The sequence below is a fragment of the Streptomyces sp. NPDC018693 genome (genome assembly GCF_044391385.1).
Taxonomy (GTDB): Bacteria; Actinomycetota; Actinomycetes; order Streptomycetales; family Streptomycetaceae; genus Streptomyces.
Window position 1 is genome coordinate 414,225 of the sequence record NZ_JBIRZZ010000004.1, and the last position, 21,530, is coordinate 435,754.

Annotated in this window: 20 protein-coding genes and 1 pseudogene; 15 read left to right on the forward strand and 6 right to left on the reverse strand. The window is 71.5% G+C overall.

Features of this window, described 5'->3' with window-relative positions:
• The first annotated feature begins 63 nt into the window (after positions 1-63).
• The 9 genes and pseudogenes from ACH5AC_RS13795 to ACH5AC_RS13835 all read left to right on the forward strand — a co-directional run.
• A complete protein-coding gene (locus ACH5AC_RS13795; protein WP_398861953.1) occupies positions 64-348 on the forward strand; it encodes a hypothetical protein in 285 nt (94 codons plus the stop codon).
• A 159-nt stretch (positions 349-507) separates the two neighbouring features.
• Positions 508-1,521 carry a hydroxyacid dehydrogenase gene (locus ACH5AC_RS13800; protein ID WP_398861954.1) on the forward strand — a complete coding sequence of 338 codons (1,014 nt, stop codon included), beginning with the start codon at positions 508-510 and terminating at the stop codon, positions 1,519-1,521.
• Positions 1,522-1,788: 267 nt separating this feature from the next.
• A complete protein-coding gene (locus ACH5AC_RS13805) occupies positions 1,789-2,883 on the forward strand; it encodes a LacI family DNA-binding transcriptional regulator (protein ID WP_398861955.1) in 1,095 nt (364 codons plus the stop codon).
• Positions 2,884-3,303: 420 nt separating this feature from the next.
• Positions 3,304-4,653 carry an ABC transporter substrate-binding protein gene (locus ACH5AC_RS13810; RefSeq protein WP_398861956.1) on the forward strand — a complete coding sequence of 450 codons (1,350 nt, stop codon included), beginning with the start codon at positions 3,304-3,306 and terminating at the stop codon, positions 4,651-4,653.
• Positions 4,654-4,663: 10 nt separating this feature from the next.
• Complete coding sequence (locus tag ACH5AC_RS13815) at positions 4,664-5,548, forward strand: carbohydrate ABC transporter permease (protein WP_398861957.1); 885 nt, start codon at positions 4,664-4,666, stop codon at positions 5,546-5,548.
• Positions 5,548-6,474: a carbohydrate ABC transporter permease gene (locus tag ACH5AC_RS13820; RefSeq protein ID WP_398861958.1), complete on the forward strand. Its 927-nt coding sequence runs from the start codon at positions 5,548-5,550 to the stop codon at positions 6,472-6,474. The genes ACH5AC_RS13815 and ACH5AC_RS13820 overlap by 1 nt, the downstream gene beginning before the upstream one ends.
• Positions 6,475-6,635: 161 nt before the next feature.
• The gene (locus ACH5AC_RS13825) at positions 6,636-8,231 is read left to right on the forward strand and encodes a family 43 glycosylhydrolase (RefSeq protein WP_398862216.1); all 1,596 of its coding nucleotides are present in this window, start codon (positions 6,636-6,638) and stop codon (positions 8,229-8,231) included.
• Positions 8,232-8,426: 195 nt separating this feature from the next.
• Positions 8,427-9,485, forward strand: coding sequence for a LacI family DNA-binding transcriptional regulator (locus tag ACH5AC_RS13830; RefSeq protein ID WP_398861959.1), 1,059 nt, complete (start codon positions 8,427-8,429; stop codon positions 9,483-9,485).
• Positions 9,486-9,549: 64 nt separating this feature from the next.
• A pseudogene (locus ACH5AC_RS13835) lies at positions 9,550-9,780 on the forward strand (hypothetical protein); the annotation flags it as partial.
• A gap of 46 nt (positions 9,781-9,826) precedes the next feature.
• On the opposite strand, the gene ACH5AC_RS13840 reads toward ACH5AC_RS13835, so the two are convergent.
• Positions 9,827-10,474, reverse strand: coding sequence for a ThuA domain-containing protein (locus ACH5AC_RS13840; protein ID WP_398861960.1), 648 nt, complete (start codon positions 10,472-10,474; stop codon positions 9,827-9,829).
• A gap of 195 nt (positions 10,475-10,669) precedes the next feature.
• On the opposite strand from ACH5AC_RS13840, the gene ACH5AC_RS13845 reads away from it, so the two are divergent.
• Positions 10,670-11,074, forward strand: coding sequence for a hypothetical protein (locus tag ACH5AC_RS13845; RefSeq protein WP_398861961.1), 405 nt, complete (start codon positions 10,670-10,672; stop codon positions 11,072-11,074).
• A gap of 22 nt (positions 11,075-11,096) precedes the next feature.
• Here the strand turns inward: ACH5AC_RS13845 and ACH5AC_RS13850 are convergent, their stop codons facing one another.
• Both ACH5AC_RS13850 and ACH5AC_RS13855 read right to left on the reverse strand, forming a co-directional pair.
• A complete protein-coding gene (locus ACH5AC_RS13850) occupies positions 11,097-11,738 on the reverse strand; it encodes a hypothetical protein (protein ID WP_398861962.1) in 642 nt (213 codons plus the stop codon).
• Between the two features lie 96 nt (positions 11,739-11,834).
• Positions 11,835-12,383, reverse strand: coding sequence for a DinB family protein (locus ACH5AC_RS13855; protein WP_398861963.1), 549 nt, complete (start codon positions 12,381-12,383; stop codon positions 11,835-11,837).
• Between the two features lie 122 nt (positions 12,384-12,505).
• Between ACH5AC_RS13855 and ACH5AC_RS13860 the strand changes: the two genes are divergently transcribed.
• Positions 12,506-12,901: a VOC family protein gene (locus tag ACH5AC_RS13860; protein ID WP_398861964.1), complete on the forward strand. Its 396-nt coding sequence runs from the start codon at positions 12,506-12,508 to the stop codon at positions 12,899-12,901.
• 23 nt (positions 12,902-12,924) lie between these two features.
• On the opposite strand, the gene ACH5AC_RS13865 is transcribed toward ACH5AC_RS13860, so the two are convergent.
• Both ACH5AC_RS13865 and ACH5AC_RS13870 read right to left on the reverse strand, forming a co-directional pair.
• Positions 12,925-13,602: a helix-turn-helix domain-containing protein gene (locus tag ACH5AC_RS13865; RefSeq protein ID WP_398861965.1), complete on the reverse strand. Its 678-nt coding sequence runs from the start codon at positions 13,600-13,602 to the stop codon at positions 12,925-12,927.
• Positions 13,603-13,664: 62 nt separating this feature from the next.
• Positions 13,665-14,648 (reverse strand): NAD(P)-dependent alcohol dehydrogenase, encoded by a 984-nt coding sequence (locus tag ACH5AC_RS13870; protein WP_398861966.1) that lies wholly within the window; start codon positions 14,646-14,648, stop codon positions 13,665-13,667.
• Positions 14,649-14,827: 179 nt separating this feature from the next.
• Here ACH5AC_RS13870 and ACH5AC_RS13875 point away from each other — a divergent pair, with 179 nt between their 5' ends.
• Complete coding sequence (locus tag ACH5AC_RS13875; protein WP_398861967.1) at positions 14,828-15,493, forward strand: TetR/AcrR family transcriptional regulator; 666 nt, start codon at positions 14,828-14,830, stop codon at positions 15,491-15,493.
• Between the two features lie 24 nt (positions 15,494-15,517).
• Here ACH5AC_RS13875 and ACH5AC_RS13880 read toward each other — a convergent pair whose 3' ends face one another.
• Entirely contained in the window at positions 15,518-16,684 is a 1,167-nt protein-coding gene (locus ACH5AC_RS13880; protein ID WP_398861968.1) for a YihY/virulence factor BrkB family protein, read from the reverse strand.
• A gap of 71 nt (positions 16,685-16,755) precedes the next feature.
• Between ACH5AC_RS13880 and ACH5AC_RS13885 the strand changes: the two genes are divergently transcribed.
• The 3 genes from ACH5AC_RS13885 to ACH5AC_RS13895 all read left to right on the forward strand — a co-directional run bounded on the left by ACH5AC_RS13885 (position 16,756) and on the right by ACH5AC_RS13895 (position 21,514).
• Positions 16,756-18,390: an acyl-CoA dehydrogenase family protein gene (locus ACH5AC_RS13885; RefSeq protein ID WP_398861969.1), complete on the forward strand. Its 1,635-nt coding sequence runs from the start codon at positions 16,756-16,758 to the stop codon at positions 18,388-18,390.
• 354 nt (positions 18,391-18,744) lie between these two features.
• On the forward strand, positions 18,745-20,004 hold the full coding sequence (locus tag ACH5AC_RS13890; RefSeq protein WP_398862218.1) for a GAF domain-containing protein: 1,260 nt from the start codon (positions 18,745-18,747) through the stop codon (positions 20,002-20,004).
• A 214-nt stretch (positions 20,005-20,218) separates the two neighbouring features.
• The gene (locus ACH5AC_RS13895; RefSeq protein ID WP_398861970.1) at positions 20,219-21,514 is read left to right on the forward strand and encodes a hypothetical protein; all 1,296 of its coding nucleotides are present in this window, start codon (positions 20,219-20,221) and stop codon (positions 21,512-21,514) included.
• The last annotated feature ends 16 nt before the right edge of the window (positions 21,515-21,530 follow it).

Here is a 21,530-nt window from a genome sequence, read left to right on the forward strand (position 1 = left end):
ACCGCACCCGCCAGCTCCGCCTCTGTCGGGGTGGCTTGAACGGCCCCTTACGAGGAGCTCGAGATGTCACTCGCCTTCCGCGATCCGCCGCACGGCGGCGCCACCGACCCGACCGTGATCCGCCACCGCACGACCGGCGAGTGGTGGATGTACTACACACAGCGGCGGGCGGGCCTGCACCGCGCGGGCGTCGAGTGGGTGCACGGTACGGACATCGGCACCGTGCGCGGACGACCGCTGACCGTCGACCGCCCACAGCACACGGACGACCACCACCTGTCGACCGCCCACCACCCACCGTCGACCACAGGCCAACCCGCTCCTCGATCACGCCAGAAACCCCGGTAACCGATTTCGCCCCCACCCCCCATCAAGGCAGAAACCCGGCACGCAAGTTCGCCCCACCAACAGAACGCCCAACCGATTGACCGGCCCTTCCCCGCAGATCTACGGTAGAAGGCGCTTTCTGAAACTGTTTCCACCCTCACCCCGTGTGTCAGGAGAGTCATGCCCAGCCCCCAGCCACCGAGGGCCGTGTTCGCGATGGATCCGGTGCACCTCCCCCAGCTCTTCCCCCCGCCGCTGATGGCCCGGCTGCGGCAGACGACCGCCATCGACCCCGAGTTCGTCGTACGGGACTTCACCGACCCCGCCGCGAAGGAGGCGCTGGCCGAGGCCGAGGTGCTGATCACCGGCTGGGGCTGCCCCCACCTGGACGCCGACGTCCTGACCGCCGCGCCCCGGCTGCGCACCGTGCTGCACGCCGCGGGCTCGGTCCGCTCCCTCGTCGGCGAGGCGCTGTGGAAGCACGGCGTCGCCGTCTCCAGCGCGGTGACCGGCAACGCGCTGCCGGTCGCGGAGTACACCCTCGCCATGATCCTGCTCGCCGGGAAGGACACCTTCACCCACCGCGAACGCTTCCGCGTCACCCACGCCTACCCGACCACCGCCGAGACCGCCCTCACGGGCAACGTCGGCCGCCGCGTCGGCGTCATCGGCGCCTCCCGGGTGGGCCGACGGCTGCTCGAACTGCTGCGCCCCTTCGACTTCACGGTGCTGCTGCACGACCCCTACGTCGCCCCCGTCGAGGCCGTCGCACTCGGTGCCGAACTGGTGTCGCTGGAGGACCTCCTCACGCGGAGCGACATCGTCAGCCTGCACGCCCCCGACATCCCCGAGACGTACCGCATGCTCGACGGCGAGCGGCTGGCCCTCATCCGCGACGGCGGTGTCCTGATCAACACCTCGCGCGGCGCCCTGATCGATCCGGAGGCGCTCACCGCCGAGCTGGTCTCCGGCCGGCTGCACGCGGTCCTGGACGTCACCGAGCCCGAGCCGCTGCCCGCCGACTCCCCGCTCTACACGCTCCCCAACGTCTTCCTCACGCCCCACATCGCGGGCTCGCTCGGCAACGAGCTGGAGCGCCTTGGTCGAATCGTCGTGGAGGAGGCGGAACACCTGGCGACGGGCGCGCCGCTGGCCCATGAGGTGCGCCACGCGGACCTGGCCCGGGTGGCGTGACGGTGACGCGCCCGCGTGCAGGAAGCTGTCGGCCGTACACAGTCCGACGTGTGCCGTACTCGGTCCGCCGCGCGCCGCATACAGCCCACCGCAGGTTGCATACAGTCCACCGCCGCTCGTCCACAGCCCACGCCACCGCCCACAGCACGTCGTGCACCGCCCACAGGCCATCCCACCTGGAGGACTCATGGGATACGGTTTCCGCACTGGTGAGAGCCCGGAACCGGTTCGTCCGGATCGGGCCGCGACGGCGAAGGAGCCTCCACGGTGAGTGAGCGCAAGGCGGCCGGTGACACCGTCGGACGGGCGACCATCCGTGACGTCGCGGAGCGCGCCGGCGTCTCCGTCGCCAGCGTCTCGCGGGTGCTCTCCGGCAACTACCCGGTCTCCGAGGAGCTGCGCCGCCGGGTGATGAAGGTGGTGCGCGACCTGGACTACGTCACCAACGCGCACGCCCGCTCCCTGGCCGGCGGCGGCACACCGACGGTCGCGATCCTCATCAACAACATCACCGGGGCGGCGTTCGCCCATGTGGCCCGTGGTGTCGAGGGCGCGGCCACACTGCGTGGCTGGCTGTCGCTGGTGGGCACGACCGGCGACGACCCGGAACGCGAGCTGGCGCTGGTCAATCTGATGCGCCAGCAGGGCGTCGCCGCGGTGGTGCTGCTCGGCGGCGCCTACGACTACGACGAGTACCAGCTGCGCATGGCCCGCTTCGCCCGTTCCCTGGACTCGGTCGGCTCCCATCTGGTGCTGGTCGGCAGGCCGCCCCTGGAGGGTGACGTACCGGCCACCACGGTCGACTACGACAACGAGTCCGGCGCCTACGCCATGGCCAGCCATCTGCTGTCGGCCGGGCACCGCGAGATCCTGGTGCTGCCGGGACCGGCCGAGCTCACCACCGCCCAGGGCCGGTTGACGGGTGCCCGTCGGGCGTTCGAGACGTACGGGGTGCCGTTCGAGAGGGCCGTGGTGCGGCACGGTCCGTACGACGACGAGCACGGTTACCGGGCCGTCGAGGCGGCGCTGCGTGAGGGGGCGACCTTCACTGCGGTGCTCGCCGGGACCGATGTCGTCGCGGCGGGCGCCCTGCAGGCGTTGCGCGCGGCGGGCCTGAGGGTGCCCGAGGACGTGTCGATCGTCGGCTACGACGACATCCCCCTGGCCTCTCAGCTCACCCCCCAACTGACCACCGTGCACGTCCCGTACGAGGAGATGGGCCGGGTCGCGCTGCGTGCGGTGGCCGATCGGCGTGAGGCCGGTGCGGCGCGCCGCAGGGGCGGCGACGGTGAGCATCTGGTGCTGGGCACCCATGTCGTCGTACGCGACTCCGTCCGGCCGCCTGCCAAGCGACGCGGGTAGCGGTCCGGGTGGTGCCGGTGATGCGGTCTCCAGCGCTCTTCGAGCCGGTGCGCATGATCTCGTTACGAAACCGTTTTCCGGCTACTTGACCGCCCTCACCGCCCCCTCCCCGAGAGGTTCCGGGCGCACTCGTCGGTCACGCCGCTCCGCCCTCTGACCTGCGGTTACGTCCTCGTCGTAGGGCACGTGGCGGCGCCCTCCGCCGGTCACGCCGCGGACAAACCGTCGTCACAAATTTTCCGTCGACCTCTTGCCTGAACAGGCCGGTCGTCCTACCGTCTCAGCAACCGGTTTCTACCGCTTCCGCCTTGGCCGATCCCCCGCAACCGCGAGCCGACTCCCCGGCCGCCGTTTTCTGGCCAGCACCGAGCCGCCGTCCTCTCGTTCTGAGAACGCCTGATTTCGAAGGAACACGGTCAGATGAACTTCACCAACCCCCGGAGAAGATTCGCGTCCGCCGCCGTGGCGGGAATCGCACTGACGGGTCTGCTCTCCGCCTGCGGCGGGTCGGACTCCTCCGACTCCGACGCCGACTCCGGGTCCAAGTCCGCCGGTCCGGTAACCCTCGACTTCTGGGGCTGGGCCAACGGCCAGGAGGCCGTCGTCAAGGCGTTCAACGACACGCACAAGGACGTCCAGCTCAAGTACACGAAGGTCACCGACCAGCTGACCATGCAGAAGAACCTGGCCAACGCGGTCAAGGCGGGCAACGCGCCCTGTCTGCTGCAGAACACCGCCGAGTACGTGACCAGCTGGGTGTCGCAGGACGCGCTCGCCGACATCACCGAGTACGTCGAGGGCAGCAAGGACAAGTTCAATGCCGGCTCCTGGTCCGCCGGCACCGTCCAGGGCAAGGTCTACGGCGTGCCCACCGCCTCGGCGCCGGCCTTCACCATCTACCGCACCGACGTCTTCTCGAAGTACGGTCTGCAGCCGCCCGCGACCTGGGACGACTTCATCGCCGCGGGCAAGGAGCTGAAGAAGCACGGCGTCAAGATCACCAACTACGCCGGTGAGGACCCGAGCACCCTGGAGGTGCTGGCCATGCAGGCCGGTGCCCACTGGTACTCGATCGACGGCGACGCCTGGAAGGTGGACTTCCAGGACGAGGGCACCCTCAAGGCCGCCAAGGTGATCCAGGAGATCATCGACAACGACCTGAACTCCACCCTGTCCTTCGCCGACTACGCGGCCGTGCAGCGCAACTACGACAACGGCGGCACCGCCACCCGGCAGATCTCCACCTGGCAGATGTCCGGCATGGTGAACAACTTCACCAAGTCCTTCGGCCAGTGGGCGCTCTCCCCGTGGCCGACGTTCAAGGGCGAGGCCCCCAAGACCCCGGCCGGGACGAACCAGAGCGGCAACCTGACGCTGGTGTCCAAGGGGTGCAAGCACCAGAAGCAGGCCGCCGAGACCGCGCTGTGGATGTCCACCGACCCCACCGCGGTCCAGACCATGGCCAGCCCGGAGACCGGCAGCGGCGTGATGCCCGCGCTCACCGACTCCAGCGCCTACATCGACCAGGCGATCTCCGAGAAGCTGCTCGGCAAGAACTACGAGCCCGCCAAGAAGGTCGTGGCGGACAGCATGAACACCGTCACCGACGACTGGGTCTTCGGCCCGAACTGGACCGCGATGTTCACGGAGCTGCAGAGCGGCTGGGGCAAGGTCGTCAGCAAGGAGATGAAGGTCACCGACCTGCTGGCCCACATGCAGAAGTGGACGGTCGACGACCTGAAGTCCCGCGGCATCAGCGTCAAGGGCTGAGGCAGACTCGATGATTCGCTCCCAGCGCTGGAAGGGTGCCGCGTTCACGGTGCCCTTCCAGCTTGGCTTCGTGTTCCTCTACCTGCTGCCGATCGGCTACGCCGTCTACCAGTCGCTGTTCCTGGTGCAGCAGTCCGGTCTCGGCCTGGGCGGGGCGACGGAGGAGTTCGTCGGCCTGGACAACTACCAGCGCGGTCTGACCGACTCGGCGTTCATGGGGTCCATCCTGCGGGTGTTCCTCTTCGCCTGTGTGCAGATCCCGCTGATGCTCGGCATCAGCCTGGTGCTCGCCCTGCTCCTGGACGCGGTCACCGCACGGGCGGCCGGCCGGTTCCGGATCCTGCTGCTGGTGCCGTACATGATCCCCGGTGTGGTCGCCGCCATCATCTGGGTCAATGTGTACAGCCCGCTGGTGGGGCCGCTGACACCGATCGGCGAGTTCTTCGGGTTCGACTGGGACTTCTTCGCGCCGTCGATGGTCTGGCCGTCCATCGGCAATCTGCTCACCTGGCACGGCATCGGCTACAACATGGTGATCATCTACGCGGCCCTGCAGGGTGTGCCCCGTGAGCTGTTCGAGGCGGCGCGGCTGGACGGCGCGACCGAGCTGCGGATCGCGCTGAGCATCAAGATCCCGCATGTCCGCGGGGCGCTGGTGCTGACCGGTCTGCTGTCCATCATCCAGATGCTGCAGATCTTCAACGAGCCCGCGCTGTTCCGGAACGTCACCCCGCAGACGGTGACCGACAGCTTCACCCCGATCATGATCATCTACAACCAGGCGTTCAGCGCCAACAACTACCACTACGCCGCGGCCCTGTCGGTGCTGCTCGCCCTCATCCTCGGCGTCGCCTCCTTCCTCTTCTACCGACTCACTTCGAGGGAGGTCGACTGATGACGCTCACCGAGAACCAGTCCGAGAACCGAACCGGGAAGCCCGCGCCGCCGGCCGTCCGCCGACGCACCCGACCGGACCCGGCCGGCGGCTCACGCGGCGGACAGCGCTTCTTGCTGCTCGGGCTGGTCCTGGCCAGTGTCTACAGCCTGTTCCCGGTGTGGTGGCTGATCGTCGCCGCCACCAAGGACCGGGTCGCGCTGTACCAGACGAACGGCATGTGGTTCTCCGGCTGGCACCTGTGGGAGAACGTGGAGCAGGTTTTCACCTACGACGGCGGCATCTTCCTGCGCTGGACCGCCAACTCCTTCCTCTACGCGGGGGTCGGCTCGCTCGGCGGCACGCTCGTCGCCCTGGCCACCGGGTACGGACTGGCGCGCTTCGACTTCCCCGGGCGCGGGGTGGTGTTCGCGTGCGTGGTGGGTTCGTTCCTGATCCCGCTGGCCCTGCTGACGCTGCCGCTGTACCTGCTCTTCTCGGAGATCGGGCTGGTCGACACGCCCTGGGCGATGCTGATCCCCTGTCTGATCAACCCGTTCAGCGTGTACCTCGCGAAGGTGTACACAGAATCCACCATCCCGTACGAACTCCTGGAGGCGGCCCGTCTCGACGGCGCCGGCGAACTGCGGATCTTCTTCAGCATCGTGCTCCGGATGATGACGACGGGCGGCGCCACGGTCTTCCTGCTCGCTTTCGTCAACACCTGGAACGCCTTCTTCCTCCCGCTGACGGTGCTGCGCGGCCAGGAGAACTGGACCCTCAACCTGGGTCTGTACAACTGGACCGGCAAGAAGATGGAGTCCGGCGTCGACGTGACCAGCCTGGTGCTCACCGGTGCCCTGCTCTCCATCATCCCGATGGCGATCATGATGGTCGCGATGCGCCGCTACTGGCGCACCGGCGTCACGCTGGGGGCGCTGAAGTGAGTACCAGGGACAGCCGACTGCATACCGCCGGCACCGGACCGACGGCCGACCGCATACAGACGACGGCCGGCACCGGACCGACAGCCGACCGTACACAGACAACCGCCGACACCGGACCGACAGCCGACCGCCCACAGACAACCGTCGCCCACAACCCGGTCATCCGCGGCTTCGCCCCCGACCCGTCCCTGGTCCGTGTGGACGACTGGTACTACATGGCGACCAGCACCTTCGAGTGGTTCCCCACGATCCCGATCCACCGCTCACACGACCTCGCCCACTGGGAGTACGCGGGCCACGTCGACACCGCCGCCCCCGGCGGCTCGCTGGTCGGCGTCCCCGACTCGGGCGGCGTCTGGGCGCCGTCGCTGAGCTGGGACGGCGAACGCTTCTGGGTGGTCTACGCGATCGTACGGTCCGTCGGCACGCCGTACTTCGACCTGGACACCTACGTCTGTACGGCGCCCGACGCGGCCGGCCCGTGGACCGCCCCGCGCCGGATCGCGAGCCACGGCTTCGACCCCGCCCTCTACCACGAGGGCGGCCGGTTGTGGCTGCTCAACCTCCAGAACGACCACCGCCCGGGCGGCAACCGCTTCTCCGGCATCGTCCTGACCGAGCTGGACCGCGACTCGCTCGAGCCGATCGGCGACACCCGTCTGCTCCTGCAGCATCAACGGCTCATCGAGGGGCCGAAGTTGCTGAGGCGGGACGGCTGGTACCACCTCGTCCTCGCCGAGGGCGGCACCGGTTTCGAGCACGGCGTGCTGACCGCGCGCAGCCGCGACCTGACCGGGCCGTACGACCTCGACGACCGTCCGCTGCTCACCTCCCGGGACAACCCGGAGCTGCCGCTGCAGAAGGCGGGGCACGCGGAGTTGGTCCAGACCCCGGACGGCGAGTGGTTCCTCTCCCACCTGACCGCCCGCCCCCTGCACACGCCCGACGGCCCGCGCTGCACGCTCGGCCGGGAGACCGCGATCCAGGCGGTGACCTGGGACGCGGACGGCCGGCCGCGACTGCGGCAGGGCGGCTGGCATCCGGAGGTCGAGGTGGAGGTACCCACCGAGGCAACGGACGGGGTACCAGCGCGTCCCCGCCCGAAGCCCCGACAGCCGCAGACGCAGACCCCGTTGGGCTGGCCCTGGAGCACCCTGCGTGAGCCGCCCGCCCCCTCCTGGTCCGACACCGAGGCCCGCCCCGGCTGGATCCGGCTGCGCGGCCGCCAGGGACCCGAGTCCCGGTGGGCGCAGAGCCTTCTGGCCCAGCGCATCACGGAACACTGGGCGGTCATCCAAGTCACCGTCGACGCCCGCCCGTTCACCTTCACCCAGGCGGCCGGACTGATCCTGCGCTACGACGCCGAGGCGTATCTGAGTCTGGATCTGACATGGGCGGAGCCGGAGGGCGAGCGGCAGCGCGGACAGCAGTGGCAGGGGAGCGGCGGGCGGACCGTACTGAGCCTGATCGAGCGCGACGAACAGGGGCCGCGCCAGGCGGCCGTGGTCGAGGTCGACGCGAGCGTGCCGCTCACGCTCGGGGTGACGGTCGACGGGGCCGAGGCACGTTTCTGGTACGTCCGCGACGGCGCGCGCACCCCGGTCGGGCCGCCGTTGGACTTCAGCCGGCTCTCCGACGACCACGGTGACCGGTTGCGCTTCACCGGGGCGATGGCGGGTATCCATGCCCGGGATCTCGTCGACGCTTCCTTCTCGGCGGACTTCCGGGACTTCCGGCTGGTGTGCACGCCCGTCTGAGGCCGGCTCCGCCTGTTCGAGGTTTCGAAAGCTCAGGCGCTCAAGATCCTGCGATTCCCGGCGTCTTCCCGCCACGCTGACGCACACTTAGGATAGCAAGCGCTTTCTGCCGACCGGTCGGGCACGCCCGGCGGCGGAAACAGCGCTGGTCGAGCTTTCGCTGGCCCTCGGGCGGGCCGGAGAGGTGGTTTCCCGATGGGCCGCACGGGGAGTACGAGCGCGACGGCCGGACCGACCCTGGCGGTCGTCGCCCGCGAGGCCGGGGTGTCCGTACCGACCGCGTCCAAGGTGGTCAACGGCCGCGAGGACGTGGCCCCGGAGACCCGACGCCGGGTCACGGAGGCGCTGGACCGGCTCGGTTACGTCCGCCGGCCACGCTTCGACGCGTCGAAGCCGCCCCGCCTGGTGGACCTCGTCGTCCACTCACTGGACACCTCCTGGTCGGGCGCGGTGCTCCAGGGCGTGGAGGAGGCGGCGCACGACGCGGGCCTGGACGTGGTGGTCTCGGCGGGCCTCGCCCGCGCCAAGGCCGACCGGCCGCGACGCGGCTGGCTCGACAAAATCACCACCCGCGGCTCGGCCGGGGTGCTGTTCAACCTGGCGGAGCTGTCGGAGTCCCAGTACGCCTGGCTGGAGCAGCACCGCATCCCCTACGTGATGATCGACCCCGCGGTGGAACCCCCGGCCGGCGTGGTCTCCGTGGGCGCGGCCAACTGGCAGGGCGGGGTCACCGCGACCGAGCACCTGATCGCGCTCGGCCACGAGCGGATCGCCGTGATCGCCGGCCTGCGACGCCGGATGTGCAGCGGCGCCCGGATCGCCGGCTACCGCTCCGCGCTGGCCGCGGCGGGCCTGGCCCACCGCCCCGACCACATCCGCTACGGCGCCTTCGACGAGGGCGTCGCCCGCCTGCGCATGCGCGAACTGCTCGACCTGCCCGAACCGCCCACGGCCGTCTTCGTCTGCTCCGACCGGATGGCCCTCGGGGTGTACCAGGCCCTCGCCGAGCGTGGTCTGCGCGTCCCCCACGACGTCAGTGTGGTCGGCTTCGACGACCTGCCCGAGTCCCGCTGGGCGACCCCGCCCCTGACGACCGTACGGCAGCCGCTGTCCGAGATGGCGGCCACGGCCCTGCGGCTGCTGCTACGGATGATGGACGGGGAGCACCCGGAGGGCACCCGGACGGAACTGTCGACACGCCTGGTGGAACGGTCCAGCACGGCGCCGCCCCCTCCTCACGGCACCCCTGCCTGAGCGTGCGGTGACGAAATCCGGCCGTGCGGGTCGTATGCGGTCAGTTGGGCAGGCATCAGGAGAGAGCATCCGCCCCGAGGCCATCCCCACCATGGCCGGCCTGGTCATCGCGGCAGGCACGGGTCTGAGCCCCGGCCTGTGGCGCCGACAGTGCGGAGACTGGACCGAAGCGGAGATGAACGCCCTGGAGGCCACTGCCTTCCTGCGCGCGGAGCGCATCAACCGGCTCACCGACGACCACGACGTCGCCACCCGCGTGATCACCGAAGCGCTGTCCCGCGCGGAGCGGGGCTGACACCGCCGCCGGTGGCACACGCCGCCGCGGCCGGCTGTCCGCCGGCTCAGGCCCTGCCCGTCGCCCAATCGATCCCGCCCCGCAAGTGGGCGAGGAAGTCGGGGTCCTCGTACGCCTCCGAGGCGTGACCGAGGGCGGTGTAGAAGACGCGGCCCGCGCCCTGGGTCCTGCACCAGGCGAGCGGGTGGTCCTTGCCCATGCCGCCACCCTCGTACGACGTCTCGTCGGCGGCGAGGAGGACCCGGACCGCCTGGCGCGGGTTGCTGCGGAAGTCGTACCACTCGTCGGTGAAGGCCCAGGCGGTGGGCAGGTGACGGGTGGCGGGGTGGTCGTGGTCCTCGACCAGCGCCTTGCCCGGCTGGTACTCGGGGTGCCGGTCGAAGCGGGCGCCGAGCAGGTCGCCGTAGTAGGGCCAGTCGTACTCCGTGCAGGCCGCCGCGTGCACCCCGACGAAGGCGCCGCCCGCCTCCACATACCCCGCGAGCCGCTCCCGCCCGGCCGGGGTGAGTACCTCTCCGCTGGTGGAGAGGAAGACCACGGCCGCGTATCCGCCCAGGGGGGCTTCCAGCGCGGCCGGGTCCTCGGTGTGGTGGACGTCGTACTCCCCCAGCGTGCGCAGGGCGGCGACGCCGGCGGGGATGGAGTCGTGTCGGTAGGCGGTGGTACGGGTGTACACGAGCAGTGGTGCGGTCATACGACCGACCCTACGACCGCGCCCGCCCCGTCCCCCATGCCCAGCTCAGGGCGAAAATTTCGGCCCGGACGGGTCCGTTCCGCCAGCTGCTCCAGGGCGTCCGCAGGGTGATCCGCGTCACGCGCTGTCACAGCCGCCGTCGGCCCGGTGTCTTGAGGCCGGAGACACCTTGGGGACGGCGGAGGAGAGCACATCATGGACAGACGGACGACGGGCACACAGCGCACCCTCACGTTCCTCAAGGTCGGGCTCGCCGCGCAGACCCTGACCCTCTTCTTCCAGGCGGCCACCGCCGGAGTGCTCCTGACGTCGTCCCGTGGGTATCTGCTGCACGACATCGGTTCGAGGGTGATGTACGCCGCCGCCATGCTGTACCTGCTCGCCGCGGTCCTGGCGTGGCGCCCGGGCGGCGGATCGCCCCGCCCCGTCCTCTACGCCACCGGATTCCTCCTCCTCGCCTCCGCGCAGGTCGCGCTCGGCGTCGCCCACATACCCTCGCTCCATGTCCCGCTGGGCGTGGTGATGTTCGCGCTGAGCAGCCTGGCCCTGCTCCAGGCGCTCTCCCCGCGCTTGCTGCCCCGCCCTGCCGCCCGGTCGTAGTCGACGTACCCGAGAGGCCGGATCAACCACCCACGTTCACATCATTGTCGGGCGCCCCGTCCCCCACCGGCGGAAGATCACCCCGTTCCACCGGCTCACCGCCCTGCGCGGCCGGCGGCAGGAGGGTGTTGAGTTCTTCGGCGGTGGGGCGGTGGACGTTGTCGGCGGCGGTGCGCAGGGCGTCGCTGGGGGTGCCCCCCTCTCCGGTGATGCGGATGATGTGGCCCTGCTTCGGCAGGAGGTACGCGGTCCCTTCGCCGGTGCCTCGGGACCAGGTGTCGCCGGTGCGGGTGCAGGGGGTCCTGGTGGCGGAGGCGTCGGCGGCCGGCCAGGTGGGGCAGTTCTCGGCGGTGAGGGTGCCGCGGTCGACGGAGAGGTGGAGCTGGGCGCCGGTCTCGCGTGAGACGTACGTGGCGGAGAAGCCGTCGCCTCCGTAGACGCCCACGGACTGCTGGGCGAGGGTGTAGCCGGGCGCGTCGGTGGTGTAGACGTGCTCGGGGGCTATGCCCAACGCCGTGGCGCGCGCGCTCAGTTCGGCGGGATCGGCGGTCCGCGCTTCGGAGTTCGAGCCCGAGGCCCGGTCGTCGGACTTCTCGGTGCCGCAGGCGACGGTCAGCGCGGGGATCAGCAGAAGCGCCGGGAGGGCGCGTGCGGGACGGATCATGGGCCCCATCCTGCCGTACAAGTGTTCCAGGGGGAGCGACGGTGGGGAGCGTGCGCGCGCTACCGCGCCCGCATCCGGACCTGCCGCGATGAGCCCCTACTTGGCGACTCCAGACGCGCTGAGGGTCGCGTGCCGCAGGAGGCGGAGCTGTCCGATCTCGGCGACGTTCTTCATCAGTTCGGCGTTCACCCAGGCGAGCAGGTCGGCGACCGTGTGGGCGGGGTCGTCCGGCCAGGGGAAGGGCGCGGTGCGGTCGAGGTCGGCGTCGCAGAGGTCCGCGACGGCGGACGTCCACTCCTCACGCAGGTCACGCAGCCAGGCGACGGCCGGGGCGCCCGGACCCGGCCAGCGGATGTCGGCGCGCTCGCGCGGGGTACGGCCCCGCACATGGTCGGCGGCCACGCTCAGCCACCAGCCGAGGTGCCAGCTCACCCAGCCCAGGGTGGGCACGGGGACGGGGTCGGGCTCCGTGTCGGCCCAGTCGGGCACCCAGCCACCACCGTCGGCGTCCGGGTGGAGGGTCCAGCAGTGGGGTGCCGGCTCCCAGAGGAAGTCCTCCGGCTCCATGCGTTCCAGGTGGTACTCGAAGAGGGCCCAGGTCAGATCGAACTGCCGGCGCAGGAGGTCTTGGCGGGAGGTGCTCATGAGGACACGGTGCCATGGCCTGGTCCGAGGTACGGAAGCGTTTTCCGCTCCGGCCGTCCGCCCGCCGCCGCATGTCCGTTTCCTTCAAGACCGGCCGGGCGGCCGCCGCCTACGGTCGCCGTATGACTCCACGTTTCGATGCCGTCTGCCTGGTCGTCTCCGACATGGCCGCCTCCGTCGCCTTCTACCGTCGTCTCGGTTTCGCCTTTCCCGAGGGTGCCGAGGAAGGGCCGCACGCCGAAGCGGAACTGCCCGGTGGGGTACGGCTGTTGCTGGACACCGAGGAAAGTGTGCGGTCCTTCCTTCCGGGGTGGCGGGCGCCGTCCGGGGGCGGACGGGCCTCGCTCGCCTTGCGGTGCGACGGGCCCGAAGAGGTCGACCGGGTGTACGAGGAGCTGGTGGGCGCCGGTCATGAAGGTGAGCTCAAGCCCTGGGACGCCGTCTGGGGGCAGCGGTACGCCGTCGTGCAGGACCCGGACGGAAACGGGGTCGACCTGTTCGCGCCGTTGGCGCCGTGACCGGGGTCTGTGACCACCCCGCGTCAGCGTGGCGGCAGCAGGTCCCTCGGTGTCCGACCGGTCAACTGCCGCACCTCACGCGTGAGGTGGGCCTGGTCGGCGTAGCCGGAGCGGGTCGCGGTCTCGGCCAAGGGGACGCCTGCGTGGGCCAGGGTGAGGGCGCGTTGGAGGCGGAGAATGCGGGTGAGGGTCTTGGGACCGTAGCCGAAGGCGGTGCGGGAGCGGCGGTGCAAGTGGCGGGCGCTGTAGCCGAGTTCGTCGGCGATGCGGGCGACCGGGCGGCCTGCGGCGAGCGCGGTGACCAGGTGGCGCAGGGCAGGGTCGGGCGGGCCGGCGCGCTCCAGGGCCAGGGATTCCAGGGCGGACGCCGGGTGGGGGGCGGCCGCGACTCGGGCGTTCAGGCGGCGGACCTCGGCTGTCGGCCAGAGGTCGGCCAGGTCCACGCGGCGGTTGAGCAGTTCGTGCGCCGGCACCCCGAGGAAATCGGGGGCGGTACCCGGGAAGAAGCGGATGCCGGACCATGCCGCGGGCGGGCCGTCGGGGACGTACGCGCGGGTGTCCGGGCCGGCGACCCGGAGGCGGCCCTCGTGCCAGAGGAGGTCCATGCAGCCGTCGGGCAGCACGGGGTGCCGGTCGGCCACCGAGGGTTCGTTGACCCAGACCACCGCGCCGGGGAGTCGGGAGGGGCGCTCCTTGTACACACGCAGAGGTTATCTCCGTACCCGAGCGCACCCCGCCGCTCGCCGGCCGCACCCCGAGCACGTCACCCGGCGGGCAGGGTGAGTGTCAGCTTGCCCGTGGCGCGGCCGTCGAGGAGGTGCCGGACGGCTGCGGCGGTCTCGGCGAGCGGGTAGACACGGTCCATGACCGGGCTGAGTGTGCCCGCGTCGATGAGGGCGGTCAGGTCCCGCAGCCCGTCGGCGTGCTCGGAGGAGATGAAGGTGCCCAGGTGCTGGCCGATGAAGGGTGACAGCATCTGCGCGCGGAGCTGCCGGTCGGTGCCGCCGAGCCAGCGGCCGTTGGTCTCGCCGCCGGTGATGATCAGCCTGCCGCGGGGTGTGAGGGCGCGGCGCAGATCCCGCAGGCCGCGGTTGCCGGCGATGTCGATGATGGCGTCGTAGCGTCGCGGGCCGGCGAGGAAGTCCTCGCGGGTGTAGTCGATCACGCGGTCGGCGCCCAGCGCTCGTACGGCGTCGAGCTTGGCAGTGCTCGCGACGGCCGTGACCTGGGCACCGTAGGCGTGGGCGAGTTGGACGGCGAAGGTGCCCACGCCGCCGGCTGCTCCTGTGATCAGGACCTGCCGGCCTTCCTGGACCTTGCCCTGGTCGCGCACCGCCTGGAGTGCGGTGAGCGCGCTGACGGGCAGCGCCGCCGCCTCCTCGAAGGTGAGTCCGGTCGGCTTGGGAGCGATCCTGTCGGGACGGGCGGCGGCGTATTCGGCGAACGCGGCGGGTGCCGTGCCGTAGACCTCGTCGCCGCGCGCGAATCCTGTCACGTCGGTGCCGACCGCCTCGACGACACCGGCGAGGTTGCGGCCGGGGTTGGCGAGCTTGGGCCCGCGCAGCCCGCTCACGGGCCGGACGGCGTACGGCAGACCGGCCATCATGTGCCAGGTGCCCCGGTCCACGCTGGAGGCGCGCACCCGTACCAGTACCTCGCCCGACCCGATGCCGGGTCGGGCGACCCGCGCCGTGCGCAGCACGGCTTCCGGTTCGGCGCCGTAGCGTTCCTGCACGACGGCCGTCATCGTTCTGGTTCCCCCGGCCGCTGCGGTCCCTCTGTTGTTCCGCATCGTCACTTCTCCCGAATCGGGTCCAGCCACTGGTGTGCACTTACAGCGTAAGCACGTACTTACGGCGTAAGTACAGCACTTACGGCGTAAGCTCGTCAATGGCGGCAGACCACGAGAGGAAGCGACTGTCCACAGTGACCCGACGTACGACCCCTCAGCCGACCCGCGAGACGCTCACCCGGCAGCGGGTGCTGCGCGCTGCCGTCGAGCTCGCCGACACCGGCGGCCTGGAGACGCTCAGCATGCGCAAGCTCGGCGAGGCCGTCGGAGTCGAGGCGATGTCCCTGTACAACCACGTGGCCAACAAGGAGGACCTGCTCGACGGCATGGTCGACCTGGTCTTCGGCGAGGTCGAACTCCCCGCGCCGGGCGACGACTGGCGACAGGCGATGCGGCAGCGGGCCCTCTCCATGCGCCAGGTGCTGTCCCGCCACCGCTGGGCGATCGGGCTGATGGAGTCACGGTCCACTCCGGGCCCCGCCACCCTGCGTCACCACGACGCCGTTCTCGGCTGCCTGCGTCAGGGCGGGTTCTCCCTCACGCTGACCGCGCATGCCGTCTCGGTCCTGGACAGCTACATCTACGGGTTCGCCCTGCAGGAGAAGACCTTGCCCTTCGACACCCCGGAGCAGACCACCGAGCTGGCGGAGTCCATCGTGAGCGGTTTCGGCGACGGCGAGTACCCCTACCTGACCGAGATCGCGACCGCTCACGTGATGCGTCCCGGGTACGCCTACGGCGACGAGTTCGTCTTCGGACTGGACCTCATCCTCGACGGCCTCCGGCAAGCGGCGGGCTGACCGGCCGGCGGCGTGCCCGCGCGGCTACTTCTCCCCCCGCGCCTCGTCCTCGCCCTGCCCCTTCGGGGAGGTCTTGGCCGTCGTCCGCAACCGGCCCGTGACGTCCTCCGGTGGCAGGAAGCGGGACCAGCGCTCGGGGAACTCGGACGGCATGTCGGGGTCGTCGGGGTCCTCGTCCTCGTGGGAGCGGGCGGCGGCCATGCGGGCGACGTACTCGGCGGCCTCCTCCTGCCGCAGCCGCTCGTTGGCGGCACGGGCGGCGGCGGTCGCGGCGGCCGGCCAGACGCGGTCGATCGCGGCGTTGACGGCGGCCCCGACCAGCACGGCGAACGCGGACACACCGATCCACAGCAGGACGGCGACGGCGGCGGCCAGCGAGCCGTAGATCGTGGCGCCCTCGACGGTGTTGCGGAGGTAGATGCGGAGCAGGAAGCTGCCCAGCACCCACATGCCGAGGGCGACCAACGCGCCCGGCACGTCCTCGATCCACGGGGAGCGCACCGGTACGGAGACGTGGTAGAGGGTCGTGAGGAAGGCGACCGACAGCACGAGGACGACCGGCCAGTACAGGACCTGGACGAGGGTCGCCGACCACGGCACGATCCGCACCACGGCGTCCGGTCCGGCCACCATCAGCGGCAGCGCGACGGAGCCGATCAGCAGCGCGGCGATGAAGAGGAGGAAGGCGACCAGGCGGGTCTTGACGATGCCGCGGACGCCGTCGAGGCCGTACATGACGGTGATGGTGTCGATGAAGACGTTGACGGCGCGCGAGCCGGACCACAGGGCGAACAGGAACCCTATGGAGATGACGTCGGGCCGGCCGCCCTTCATCACGTCGTCGAGGATGGGTTGCGCGATCTGCTGGACGCCCTTGTCGGACAGGACCGTGCGGGACGCCTCCAGGAGGTTGTTCTCCAGGCTGGTGATGGTGTCGGTGCCGGTCCAGTCGTCGACGTAGCCGAGCAGTCCGATGAGGCTGAGCAGCAGGGGCGGCACCGACAGCAGGGTGAAGAACGCGGCCTCGGCGGCCAGGCCGAGGATGCGGTACTCGATACAGGAGTTGACGGTGTCCTTCAGAAGCAGCCAGGCGGTCCGCCGCTTGGAGACGTTGCGGTAGAGGGCACGCGCCCGGTGGAGACGCCCGGAGGGGCTCCCCGGTTGCTCGGGTGACTGACTTGCTGGCTGCACGCCATAAAGGTATCCGCCGTACGAGGGTGCGCTCATCCCCGGCGGGGACGGCGGCGAGGTAGGTTCGCGGTATGGCAGGCAGCACGCACACCGTGACCAACCAGCCCCCTCCCCTCGTCGGACACGACGTGTACGGTGCCGACCGCGCCCTGGTCGCGGCGGTCGAGCGGCATCTCGACCCGGCGCTGCTGGACGAGGCGCACGGCGAGCTGTCGGCGCTGGGCCGGGCCGCCGGGTCGGCGCAGCTCCAGGAGTGGGCGGTGCAGGCCGAGCAGTGTCCGCCGCGGCTGCGCACCCACGACCGCTACGGGCGGCGGGTCGACGAGGTGGAGTTCCATCCGGCCTGGCACCGGCTGCTCGGCAAGGGGGTCGGGGCGGGGCTGACGGCGGCCTGGGCGCGGCCCGGGGGGCAGGTGCGGCGGGCCGCCGGGTTCCTGGTGTGGACGCAGGTGGAGGCGGGGACCTGCTGTCCGCTGTCGATGACGCACGCGGCCGTGCCGGCCCTGCGCGCGGAGCCGGAGCTGGCCGCCGAGTGGGAGCCCCGGCTGACGTCGACGCTGTACGAGCGGCAGCTGCGGCCCGCCCGGCAGAAGGCCGGGGCGCTGTTCGGGATGGGTATGACGGAGAAGCAGGGCGGCAGCGACGTCCGGGCGAACACGACGACGGCGCGGCCGCTCGCTGAGGACGGGGCGTATGTGCTGACCGGGCACAAGTGGTTCTGCTCGGCGCCGATGTCGGACGGCTTCCTGGTGCTGGCCCGGGCCCCGGAGGGGCTGACCTGTTTTCTGGTGCCGCGGGTGCTGGACGACGGTACGCGCAACCCGTTCCTGCTGCAGCGGCTGAAGGACAAGCTGGGCAACCGGTCGAACGCCTCAGCGGAGGTGGAGTTCGACGGGACGTGGGCGCGCCGGGTCGGTGCGGAGGGGCGCGGGGTGCGGACCATCATCGGCATGGTCGCGGCCACCCGGCTGGACTGTGTGCTCGGCTCGGCGGGGTTGATGCGGCAGGCGGTCACCCAGGCCGTGCACCACTGCGCGTACCGGGAGGCGTTCGGCGGGAAGCTGCTCGACAAGCCGCTGATGCGTAACGTTCTGGCCGATCTGGCGCTGGAGTCGGAGGCGGCCACCACCCTGGCCATGCGGCTCGCGGCGGCCTGTGACGACGGGGGCGAGCAGGAGCGTGCGCTGCTGCGGATCGCGGTGCCGGCGGCGAAGTACTGGGTGACCAAGCGAAGTGCGCCGCTGGTGGTGGAGGCCGCGGAGTGTCTGGGCGGAAACGGTTATGTGGAGGAGTCGGGGCTGCCCCGGCTGGTGCGTGAGTCGCCGCTGAACTCGATCTGGGAGGGCGCCGGCAACGTCCAGGCGTTGGATGTGCTGCGGGCGCTGCGGCGTGAGCCCGAGGCGCTGGACGCGTATCTGCGGGAGGTCGGGCAGGCGCGCGGCGCCGATCACCGGCTGGACGCGGCGATCAAGGACCTGCTGACGGAACTGGCCGATCTGGACGGCGCCGAGGCGCGGGCGCGGCGGCTGGCGGAGCGGTTCGCGCTGGTCCTGCAGGGGGCGCTGCTGGTGCGGTTCGCGCCCCCGGAGGTCGCCGACGCGTTCTGCGCGGGCCGGCTGGGCGGGGATGCGGGGGCTGCCTTCGGGACCTTGCCGCACACCTTGGACCTGGCGTCGGTGGTGGACCGTGCGCGACCGGTGGACTGACCGGGGGCGACCCGCTGTGATCTGCGTGGACAGGGTGCGGGGGTGGTGCTGCGCCGACACGGCACCACCCCCGCGGGATTGGCCCTGCGAGGCCAGGAACGCCGCTCGGGACGGCGTGGGTCAAGTTTCAATCACCGCGGGCATGTTCACCAGGGTTGCAGAGGGTTGCAACTTGTTGTCGGTGTGACCGGACTGTGTCCCTCCGTCCGGCGGGGACGGCAGTATGTGACGCACCAGCGCGACCGGAAAGCGTCGGCCGAGCGGCTTGACATCCGGCTGCCCCTCTGCTTGACCACTGCTGTTCGACCGCTTCATCCTCCCCGGGAGGCCCTTGTGGCGAAGTCGCCCGTGAACATGGCGCACCTCGCGGCCGTCGACGCCGCGCGGGCGGCGCGGACGCTCAGCGAGGTCCGCGACGCCAGACTCGCCGGGCAGCGGACGCGTGTGGCGCCCCGCCCGGTGATCGAGCAGTCGTGGGAGCGCATGCTGCGCCAGGGCATCGACCCCGAGCACGGCCGCCGGTCGGGGCTGCTCAGCTCCGACGAGGTGCGCCGGCGCCGGGAGGCGTCACCGCTGAAGGACGTGCTCCCGGTGCTCCGCGAGGGCCTGCTGTCGGTGGCGGACGCGGCCCACCACATCATGGTGGTCGCCGACGACGACGGCCGGGTGCTGTGGCGGGAAGGCTGCACCCCGGTGCTGCGCCGGGCGGACGGGCTCGGTTTCGAGCTCGGCGCGGACTGGGGTGAGGACGCCGTGGGCACCAACGGCATCGGCACCCCGGCGGTGGTCCGCAAACCCGTCCAGGTGTTCGCCTCCGAGCACTTCGTGCGCTCGCAAACCACGTGGACCTGCGCGGGCGCCCCGATCACCGATCCGCGGGACGGCCGGCTGCTCGGGGTGGTCGATGTCAGCGGGCCGCTGGAGACGATGCACCCGGCCACGCTCGCCTGGGTCGACTCGGTGGCCAAGCTGGCCGAGGCCCGGCTGCGTGAGCGGCATCTGGGCGCGCTGGAGCGGCTGCGGGCGGTGGCGGCGCCGGTGCTGGCGCGGCTCGGCGGGCGGGCCGCGGTGGTGGACCGGGACGGCTGGACGGCCGCCGTCAGCGGGATGCCGTACACGAACCGGATCGCGCTGCCCAAGCCGCCGATGCCGGGCCGCCGGTGGCTGCCGGCGCTGGGGATGTGCTCGGTGGAGCCGATGGACGGGGGCTGGCTGATCCGGGCCGTCGACGAGCCGCCGGCGCCCGGCGCCACCCGGATCGTGCTGGATCTGACCCGGCCGCGCCGCTGGTCGGTGACGGTGTCGGGGACCGCCGGATCCTGGTCGCACGAACTGAGCCCGCGGCACGCGGAGTTGCTCTATCTTCTGGCGGTGCACGGGGACGGCCGCAGCGCGGCCGACCTGGCCGGGGAGGTGTTCGGCGACCCGGCCCGGACGGTGACGGTGCGGGCCGAGATGTCGCGGGTGCGGCGGTATCTCGGGGGTCTGCTGGAGCACAGGCCGTATCGTTTCAGCGAGGACACGGAGGTGGAGGTGCTGCTCCCCGACGATCCGCGCGACCTGCTGCCGCACTCGTCGGCGCCGACGGTGACCGGGAGCCGCGCGTCCGACTGACGGTCCCGGGGAGCTTTCTCCCGACAAGAGCTCCCTCCTGACAAGGGCTTCCTCTATCGCATTGCGAGCCCCGCCGGAACGTCTTCCGTATATCTGCGCAGTCTTCGTCCGAAGCACGTGTCACCTGCCGTAGCATCCCTTTACGGGCCACCCCACCTGTTCCTGAGTCAACGTACGGACCACCAGGCGCAGTTGGCTCGCCTCGGGAGGACGAATGAAGCATCGGGGCCGACACCGCCGGCAGAGGCGCGGCAGGGCGTTGCGCGCGTTCCTGGCCGGAACCGCTCTCGCGCTGACCGGCGCCGCCACCATGATCAGCGCGTCCCAGGCCACGGTGACGGACGATCCCGGGGCCCTCAAGCCGCTCTCCGCGGCCGCCGCCGACAAGGCGCGGCTGACGGAGGAGCCGGTGCCGTCCGCGGCTCTCGACCGGCTGGCCGCGGCCATGGGCCGCCCGGTCGGCGTCGGGGCCGTGCTGGCCGACACCGACCGCACCCTGCGCTCCGCCGACGACTGCGCGCCGGCCGAGCGTGCGGCGCTGCCCGCGGCGCCGACGGCCACCCGCGCGTACTGCTGGGACCCCGACGACACCCAGGGCTGGCAGCCGGGCGCGGTCACCACCTCCGGGGACGCCGACGACGACGGCCGCTGGGGCGCGAACCGGGTGATCCTCTCCGGCTGGTCGACCGCCGACCGCACCGCGGGCGCGGACCGGCTGGCCCGCATCGCCTTCGTCGACGCGGGCGACCCGGACCGGCTCGCCTACGCCTGGGTGCTGCTGGTCGTCCCCGTGGAGGGCGGCCAGGACTACCGGCCGCTCGGCTCGCATGTCTCGGGGATGGTCTGGTACCAGGACAAGCTGCTGGTCACCGCGGACGACGGGGACCGGGCGGCGTTGTACGTGTACGACCTGAACCGTGTCCAGCGCGCCACGGTGCTCGGCGCCGCGGTGGGCCGGGTGCCCGGCGGCTGGTCGGCGCACGGCGAGCGGTACGTTCTGCCCGCGGTCGCCGCCTACCGGCCGGCCGGCGGCACGGACGCCCCGTACGCCGCCTCCGTCTCGCTCGACCGCAGCACCACCCCGCACAGCCTGGTCGCCGGCGAGTGGACCCTCCCGGACGGTGACGAGCGGGCCCGGCTGTGGCGCTACTCCTTCAGCACCCTGACGGAGCGGTCCGGGCTGCTCGCCACGGACGCCGCGGGGCGCGCGGTGCCGACCGAGGCGTACGAGACGAAGGCGACCGGGGTGCGCGGGGTGCTGGCCCGCGGTGACGCCTGGTACGTGACGCGCGCGGCCGGTGCCAAGGAGCGGCACGGCACGCTGTGGCGGCAGGACGAGGAGGGGGCGCGGTCCCCGACGTGCGAGCCCGGCGGTTCGGACGGGCACCGCTGCTGGAGCGGGCGCACGGAGTCGCTGTCCTACTGGGAGGAGACCGGGGAGGTGTGGTCGCAGTCGGGCCGGATGCTGTTCGCGCTGGAGCTGGCGGCGATCGACAGATCGGCGGAATAGATGATTCCCTGGCCGG